We start from the raw sequence: 7,019 nt of genomic DNA, 5'->3' as shown, positions 1-7,019 counted from the left end.
GGCGTGGGTGGTACGAAAATGGTACGGGCGTTCTCGGTGAGTGCTGAAGGGCGCGTATTACGTGGCCTCCAGAATTAGAAGTTCCAATCCATCATCGGGGCGACGGAGAAGCGGCGGGAGAGTGGTGCAGTTTGTAGGGGCATTGGGAATCTGAATCAGCGAGGCGGATGGCACAGTTTATCAGGGAAGGGCAGGAGGTGTTGGGAGAGCAATATTGCGCCGGATTCACCAGTTGGTGCGGGGGCGTTGTCGAGTGTGAAATACGCCGAGGATTTGGAGGCGATCACCGTGTACGCGATACGGAATCAGGTAAGACCAGTTTGGGACTGCCCATTCCCGCGTCTGTTTGACTCGTCCTTCTCGACCCATTGCGGGAAACTGAGCCAATTTGTCTACGCTGGCAAAGATCGCTTCGGAGAAGTCGTCAGCAGCCTTGGGGTTTTCAAGCGCAATATAGTTGGCTTCGTCCTCCAGGTTTTTGAGTGCTTTTTCCAGCCACTCAACCTGCATTCTGACTCCAGCGCCGAGCGCGCATCGCTGCGACTTGCTCATCGGTAGCAAATTTGCCTTGGTCAGCTTCCTTTACGGCAAGTTCGATCTGTGTAGTCAGAGCTTTTTCGTGTTCGATGTAGTCGCGAAGAACGTCCATCGCTAGATAGCTCGCACTTTGGCCGTTGGTCTTGGCCAGATCGGCGAGGGAGTTTGATAGGTCTTCGGGCAGATTCAGGGATATGCCGGACATGGCAGCCTCGATGGTGGACGTTTTCGGGCATCTTACACCGTTGACCGAGCGCTTGAATCAGCAGGCCGTCGCAAGGTGTATCTCGACGTGAATTGTTCCCCTCGTGCGCTGATCTGAAAAGCCTCACAGACGCCGCCGTCGAAGAAGGGGACATTTCTGCGGGTGAATCTGGTTTGGGCCAGGCCTGTGCAGTGACTACAAATTGCTCGGCTCTTACTCTTAATTGCCTTCTTGATAGAAAATTTAATGAATCTGTCCCATTTCTTTCGATTACTGATTTCTCTCATGTAGCGATGGCTTGGCTTGGTTAAATTGGCTGTCGCGCTTGAGGGCGAAGCGGTACCAAGTGTGAGTGCGGTTTCGGTTTAGGGCAAATTTAGGGCAGCCACATCGGCTAACAGCGCAGGAACAAGACAATGATCCAAAAGCGTTACCGAATCGATCAACAAAAACTGCCGGCCGACTACCCAACTCACCGACACTCGGACGAATTCTGGGAGCAGTTGGGTCGCACCGTTGCCACCTATGGCTTCTTGGAGCAAGTACTGGGCCGAGCTATCTTCGCCCTGACCGCCACGCGCAAGTATGCTCAGGATGAGCTGGAGGAAGCGTACGGCAGATGGTTGGGTCAGCTTGAGCGGGCCTTGTCCGATCCTCTCGGCGGACTCATCACTGCATACGACAACGCGTTGCGAAAACACCATGAGTTGCCAGTCCATAATCCTGAGCAGTTGATAGCGGACCTGCAATGTGCCGCACAGTTACGCAACGTGCTGTGCCACGGTTCCTGGCAGCCGCCGGATGGCGAAGGCAAGTCGGAGCCACTGTTCGTCGATAGAAAGCTGAAAATTTTCGCCACGTCTATTGATGTCTCTTACCTACAGCAGGTCCGCGCCCACGTGAGCGGCTTGATCTGTGCGGTCATCGATTCCATCAGCGGCATGGGTTTGCAATTCCCAGGATCGGCCGGGCCGGGCGAGCTCATCTGGACCTGCGAGTAAATTGCAAGTTGCTTAATAATTGCTACAAAGCGAGGAAGTTTCAACGAATCAGCCAGTCTGGTTGGGGTCTTGGGGGAGGGCTATGCCCAATCCATCATCGGGGCCACGCTGAAGCGCCGAGAGAGAGGCTGTGATGGAATATGTTCTAGGGGCATGGGGACCGGATGCAAATTGCGAAAGGGGCACAGTTTATCAGGTCTGGGGTGGCGTGAATGAGAGGGCGCTCGTACCCCGGCATTCAGAGTAATAACCCCCCCGTCCTGACCTCATTCGCTCATGCGGGTGCTCACGACGGTTTCGAATTGGATGTCTATTAGGCTTAACGCGCCATCAGCAAATCCACAGCCCGTATCGATATAGACGACATTGCCCAGCCTCATGACGCCGGATACGGTTGAGTGCCCTACATAGAGCTGGCTTATTCCATTGATGGAAGAGTGGTCTTGCCGTTCGATTTTTTTCCTGGCATACAGCGCTGTTTTCAGGGCTTTTCGTTGATTCGACTTTCCAGATTTTCCGGTAATAGCGTCCTTCGCTTCCTGCCAGCCATCGTTATTTTTAATGATTGGAGCTTCGGCATGTACTATTCCAATTGTTTGATCGCTTGATAGATTGATTTCAATGATCAGCGGAAGCGCTTGCAAGGCTTGCAGGAGTTCATGTTGGAGAGTGGGTTGTAACTCGTAGAGCCAAGCCCCACCATTTCGGATATGCCTAGGTATATTCCCGTGGCCGGAGATGCAGTCAATGAGCATCTGCTCATGATTGCCGCGCACGGCATGGAACCACGGTTCCTCAAGCCAACTCAGTACATCTAAAGAGTCGGGGCCTCGGTCGATGAGGTCGCCCACAGAAAAGATGCGGTCTGCTTCGGTATTGAAATTTACTTTGCCCAAGGCTTTTTTCAGAAGCTTGAAATGCCCGTGAATGTCTCCCACTACAAAGTCACGACCTTTTTCGTTGGGTGGGAAGGAGTTTGTCGTGAGCATTTTTTGTGCTTTAGCAGATGTTAGTTGCTGACAACTGTAGCACTTTGACGGAATGCACCGTAAGGCGCTGAGCAGGGTGACGTCGAGGCGATCAAAGTTGAATCGTTTGCCCGATACATTTCTCGAAGACCCGCTCCATAGGCTCCATGACGCAGTTATAAGCCGCGATATTGGCGTAAATCCACTCGTCCTTCTCAATCCCCCACCAACTGATTTCAAACCCGGCGTTCATGATCAGGTGTTCAAACAGAATGCGCTGGGCACGGCCATTGCCTTCGCGGAAGGGGTGTACGACGTTGATGTCGGAATAGGCCTCTGCAACGGCGACGATCAGCTCAGCCCGCTCCATGCCCTCGAACCAGTTGGCTGCTGCCATGTTCATGAAGATCTTGTCGGCTTCCGCTTGCATGTACTGGGGTTGGCAAAAGCGGGTCGCTTGCTTGGACATGCCGACGGTGCGCAACTCTCCGGCCCATTCGAACAGGTCCGAGAAGAGAACTCGATGAATGTTTTGAAGGTAGGCCAGGCTGTAGGGAGGAGGGCTGAATTCGACGTTGTCCGCTGCGATGGCCGAGAGTTGTTGTTCGGCTTCGCTTAGGGTTGGTTCATCTCGAATATCGAGCTTGTTGCGAAGGACCGTGGAGCCGGGATAGCAATAAGCGTCTTCACCGACTCCATATTTGTCAGGCATCAGGTTCTGGTCTGGGTGAAGGTCTTCAAGACCTCTTCGCGCGTTGGCATTTTGCGTTCGCCGTCCGCGAAGGTCGTTTTGAAGCCTTCCAGGCGCAGGCTAGCCGCGTAGTTGGATCTGCGCGTCCTGGCGGCATAGGCCTTTTTGGTTTCAAGGCTGACGTTGCCCATGGGGCTGGACCTCAATCGCGTTGGTTGGCCGATTATAGCCCATCCCACTGGCATGGCCTATGTCACGGCCTGGACGACTCATGGCAGGTGTTGAATTGACCAATGGCGCTTGCATCGTGGAGCTTCTCAAAATACTGTGTTTATATCCAGTATTCGAGTTCACTTCATGCAGCTTATCGCCAAGCTCGGCATTCTCGCCGATGCTGCCAAGTACGACGCCTCCTGCGCCAGCAGCGGTGCCCCCAAGCGTAGCTCCCGTGGTCGTGAGGGACTGGGGGCCACCGATGGCATGGGCATTTGCCATAGCTATACGCCGGATGGGCGCTGCGTTTCGTTGCTGAAGGTGTTGCTGACCAATTTTTGCCTGTACGACTGCCAGTATTGCGTCAACCGCCGCTCCAGCAACGTGCCGAGGGCGCGCTTTACGCCGGAGGAGGTGGTGCGGTTGACCCTGGATTTTTATCGCCGCAACTGCATCAGTGGGCTGTTTCTGAGTTCCGGCATCATTCGCTCGGCCGATTACACCATGGAGCAGTTGATACGAGTGGCGCGGTTGTTGCGGGAGGAGCACCAGTTTCGTGGCTATATCCACCTCAAGACCATTCCCGATGCCGATCCGCTGTTGATCGAGGAAGCGGGGCGGTTGGCTGATCGCTTGAGCGTGAATATCGAGCTGTCCTCCGATATCAGCCTCAAGCGCCTGGCACCGGAAAAGCAGTTGACGACCATCCGCCAAGCCATGGGCACCATCCACCAGGGGCAACAGGCGGTGGCCGGTGAGCCGCGGGCGCCTCGCTTCGCTCCGGCCGGGCAGAGCACGCAGATGATTGTGGGGGCCGATGCCACCGATGATCACGCCATCCTGAGCAACGCCGAGTCGCTCTACCAGGGGTACGGTTTGCGACGGGTTTACTATTCAGCGTTCAGCCCGATTCCCGACAGCCCTGCCAGCGTGCCTCTGACGGCTCCACCGTTGCTGCGCGAGCATCGGCTGTATCAGGCCGATTTTCTCATGCGCGGTTATGGCTACAAGGCAGGCGAGCTTTTGAGCGAAACCCACAACCTGGACTTGGACATCGACCCCAAGCTGGCGTGGGCGCTGGCCAATCGTGAGGTGTTTCCGCTGGATATCAATCGCGCCGAACCCGCATTGTTGGCGCGTATTCCGGGGATTGGCCTGCGTAGTGTGCAACGCCTGGTTGCACTGCGCCGGGAGCGGCGGGTGCGTTATGACGACCTGGTGCAGTTGCGGTGCGTGCTGGAGAAGGCGCGACCGTTCATTGTCACCAGCGATTACCGGCCTGCCGACGCCCAGGTGCGCAGCGGTTTGCTGCGGGCGCGGTTGCGTGACCCCCAGCGGCCCGTGCAGATGGGGCTTTGGTCGTGATTGCCCTGGATTGCGAGGATCATTTCTCCACGTGGCGGGACCAGGCTCGAACGCTGCTCGGCCACGGCATCGACCCGAGCGATGTCACGTGGGCACATGGCCCAATGGCCGACTTATTGGCTGTGCCGGCACCGCTGCCCAAAGGGCCGGGCCCGTTCCGTACGCGGGTTCCCGCGGCCTTGCTGACCCAACTCGAACAGGCTGGTCGCTACCAGGGCGAACAACGTTGGAATCTGCTGTACGAAGTGCTTTGGCGGGTTGCCCACGGCGACCGCACGGCCATGCTCGCGGGCGACCGCCTGGGCAGTGAGCTGCAGCGACGGATCAAGCAGGTCCAGCGCGAGGCTCATCACCTGCATGCCTTCGTGCGCTTCGTTCCCTTGCCGCAAGCATTGGCCGAGCAACTGCAGCTGGATCTGGTCGCCTTTCATCAACCGGCCCATGACATCCTCGAAAGTGCCAGCGGCCATTTTGCCGAGCGATTGGGGCAACAGCGCTGGCTGATCGCAACGCCTCGCGACGGTATCCGTTTCGATGGGCAGTCGTTGGATTACCAGCGACGTTGTCCCGAGCAGTGGCAGCATTGGGCGCGTCACGCTGAAGATCCCGGCGCCGAGCTATGGCGGACCTATTACAGGCACATCTTCAACCCGGCGCGGCTCAATCCCCAGGCGTTGCGTCAGCAAATGCCGGGGCGATTCTGGCAGCACTTGCCGGAAGGAGAGTTGATTCCGCGCCTGGTGGGTTTGGCGCGACGGGGGAAGCAGCGGGATGGGCAGGCGTTGGAGGTGGGGGAGAAAATGGGCAAGCGGATCATTGTGGGTGAAGGCACTGAGGTAAGACAGTGCCTTGCTCCTGAGTAAATCGATCTTCTCGGTTCATACCGATGCTTTGGCTTTACCGGGCCTGGATGCGTCCACCATCTTGTGCAGCTCCTCAGTCATGGCGGCTAGGCGCTTTTCCAGATCCTTCACGTCGGACCGGGTAATACCGTTTGCATAGGGTTTAACTGTTCGGGTTCGCTTTTGGGCTGCCGGTGACAGATTGTGGGCAGTTTCAGATATCAAAGCCTGACGCAGTAGATTGTTGATGAGTGTCTGATATCCAGTACCAGCACTTTCGGCGCGTTCGCGAGCGGCCTCGATCACGTCCTCATCAAGCATGATGGTTATGCGGGTTTTGCCTTTGCTGCTTGCAACCGCCCCACGCTTGGCTGTGCTGAAATCGTATTCTTCCTTCATGGGTTCAACCTCCCAGGTACTGACGTAGTTCTTTTTTGGAGGCTAGTGGTGCGCTGATAAGACGAACGAAATCTGGCTCACGGTAGGTGTAGGCAACGACGAGTACACGACCGCAGGCGTCTTGCCCCATGATAATCCACCGTTTTTCATCATGATCATTATCCTCACGCTCAAGAGCCATTTCGTCATAAAACACAGCTTCGGCATCGGCCAGGCTCACCTTGTGTTTCTTCTTGTTAGCGACGTTTTTTGCTGGATCATACTGAGTTCTGAATGTTGTCATTATGCATATTCTATATGTATAAAAAAGCCCCTGTGTCAGCCCTTTCGTTTGACTTGCAGCCAGGACGGGTGCGCTAAACCATACGATGAAACCTCAGCCCTCGCTTATGGCGTTGAGCGCTCATTCGTATCGAAATCATTCTTTGCATCCCACCGCCTGAACTGCTGAGTCCAGCTCCGGACACCCCCATCGGAAATTTCCCTCAAGCTGCGTCGCTCCCCGCTGACTATCCACCCATTCATCCCGTGCGCTAAGTTCTCTCCGTCGCTGCAAATTCAGCGAGAGGGTGTGGAAGCCCTCACGAAAACCTAGCGCGTTGCACCGCTAAATTAAAAAGCAGACGCTTTTCCTAGGTCTGCTGTTAAATTACGGCGGCTGTACGCGGGGCGCCTTCGGGTGCGCCGAGTCCTAGGTTCTCGGTCTTCCACACCCGCGTACAGCTGCCACCCACCAGGTGGAAGTGGTGAAGGCAGTTCCTTTACATAACCTAGGTACAAGCCAATGAAAAAGCTCAC

At 56.0% G+C, this 7,019-nt stretch carries 10 protein-coding genes; 3 read left to right on the top strand and 7 right to left on the bottom strand.

The window, feature by feature from the left end:
• Window positions 1–225: 225 nt before the first annotated feature.
• Together BM317_RS00875 and BM317_RS00870 are read right to left on the bottom strand one after the other, a co-directional pair.
• Window positions 226–510 carry a type II toxin-antitoxin system RelE/ParE family toxin gene (locus BM317_RS00875; protein WP_092145355.1) on the bottom strand — a complete coding sequence of 95 codons (285 nt, stop codon included), beginning with the start codon at window positions 508–510 and terminating at the stop codon, window positions 226–228.
• Entirely contained in the window at window positions 500–742 is a 243-nt protein-coding gene (locus BM317_RS00870) for a CopG family ribbon-helix-helix protein (RefSeq protein WP_092145358.1), read from the bottom strand. The genes BM317_RS00875 and BM317_RS00870 overlap by 11 nt, the downstream gene beginning before the upstream one ends.
• A 416-nt stretch (window positions 743–1,158) precedes the next feature.
• Here BM317_RS00870 and BM317_RS00865 point away from each other — a divergent pair, with 416 nt between their 5' ends.
• The gene (locus tag BM317_RS00865; protein ID WP_092472721.1) at window positions 1,159–1,743 is read left to right on the top strand and encodes a hypothetical protein; all 585 of its coding nucleotides are present in this window, start codon (window positions 1,159–1,161) and stop codon (window positions 1,741–1,743) included.
• Window positions 1,744–2,009: 266 nt separating this feature from the next.
• Here the strand turns inward: BM317_RS00865 and BM317_RS00860 are convergent, their stop codons facing one another.
• The 3 genes from BM317_RS00860 to BM317_RS00850 form a co-directional block, all read right to left on the bottom strand.
• On the bottom strand, window positions 2,010–2,732 hold the full coding sequence (locus tag BM317_RS00860) for a metallophosphoesterase (RefSeq protein WP_092166506.1): 723 nt from the start codon (window positions 2,730–2,732) through the stop codon (window positions 2,010–2,012).
• Between the two features lie 91 nt (window positions 2,733–2,823).
• The gene (locus tag BM317_RS00855; protein WP_092472719.1) at window positions 2,824–3,423 is read right to left on the bottom strand and encodes a putative adenosine monophosphate-protein transferase Fic; all 600 of its coding nucleotides are present in this window, start codon (window positions 3,421–3,423) and stop codon (window positions 2,824–2,826) included.
• Entirely contained in the window at window positions 3,423–3,593 is a 171-nt protein-coding gene (locus BM317_RS00850) for a YhfG family protein (protein ID WP_092472717.1), read from the bottom strand. The genes BM317_RS00855 and BM317_RS00850 overlap by 1 nt, the downstream gene beginning before the upstream one ends.
• Before the next feature lie 166 nt (window positions 3,594–3,759).
• On the opposite strand from BM317_RS00850, the gene BM317_RS00845 reads away from it, so the two are divergent.
• The gene (locus BM317_RS00845; RefSeq protein WP_092472715.1) at window positions 3,760–4,980 is read left to right on the top strand and encodes a putative DNA modification/repair radical SAM protein; all 1,221 of its coding nucleotides are present in this window, start codon (window positions 3,760–3,762) and stop codon (window positions 4,978–4,980) included.
• On the top strand, window positions 4,971–5,843 hold the full coding sequence (locus tag BM317_RS00840; RefSeq protein WP_092472713.1) for a TIGR03915 family putative DNA repair protein: 873 nt from the start codon (window positions 4,971–4,973) through the stop codon (window positions 5,841–5,843). Before BM317_RS00845 ends, BM317_RS00840 begins: the two co-directional genes overlap by 10 nt.
• Before the next feature lie 15 nt (window positions 5,844–5,858).
• Here BM317_RS00840 and BM317_RS00835 read toward each other — a convergent pair whose 3' ends face one another.
• On the bottom strand, window positions 5,859–6,221 hold the full coding sequence (locus BM317_RS00835; RefSeq protein ID WP_060743052.1) for a DUF6364 family protein: 363 nt from the start codon (window positions 6,219–6,221) through the stop codon (window positions 5,859–5,861).
• 4 nt (window positions 6,222–6,225) lie between these two features.
• Window positions 6,226–6,504: a BrnT family toxin gene (locus BM317_RS00830; protein WP_092166500.1), complete on the bottom strand. Its 279-nt coding sequence runs from the start codon at window positions 6,502–6,504 to the stop codon at window positions 6,226–6,228.
• Between the last annotated feature and the right edge of the window lie 515 nt (window positions 6,505–7,019).

The sequence above is a fragment of the Pseudomonas sp. NFACC24-1 genome (genome assembly GCF_900115235.1).
Lineage (GTDB): Bacteria > Pseudomonadota > Gammaproteobacteria > Pseudomonadales > Pseudomonadaceae > Aquipseudomonas > Aquipseudomonas fluorescens_AA.
Note: the sequence above shows the minus strand (reverse complement) of the source record. Positions and strands in the feature narration are given on the sequence as shown.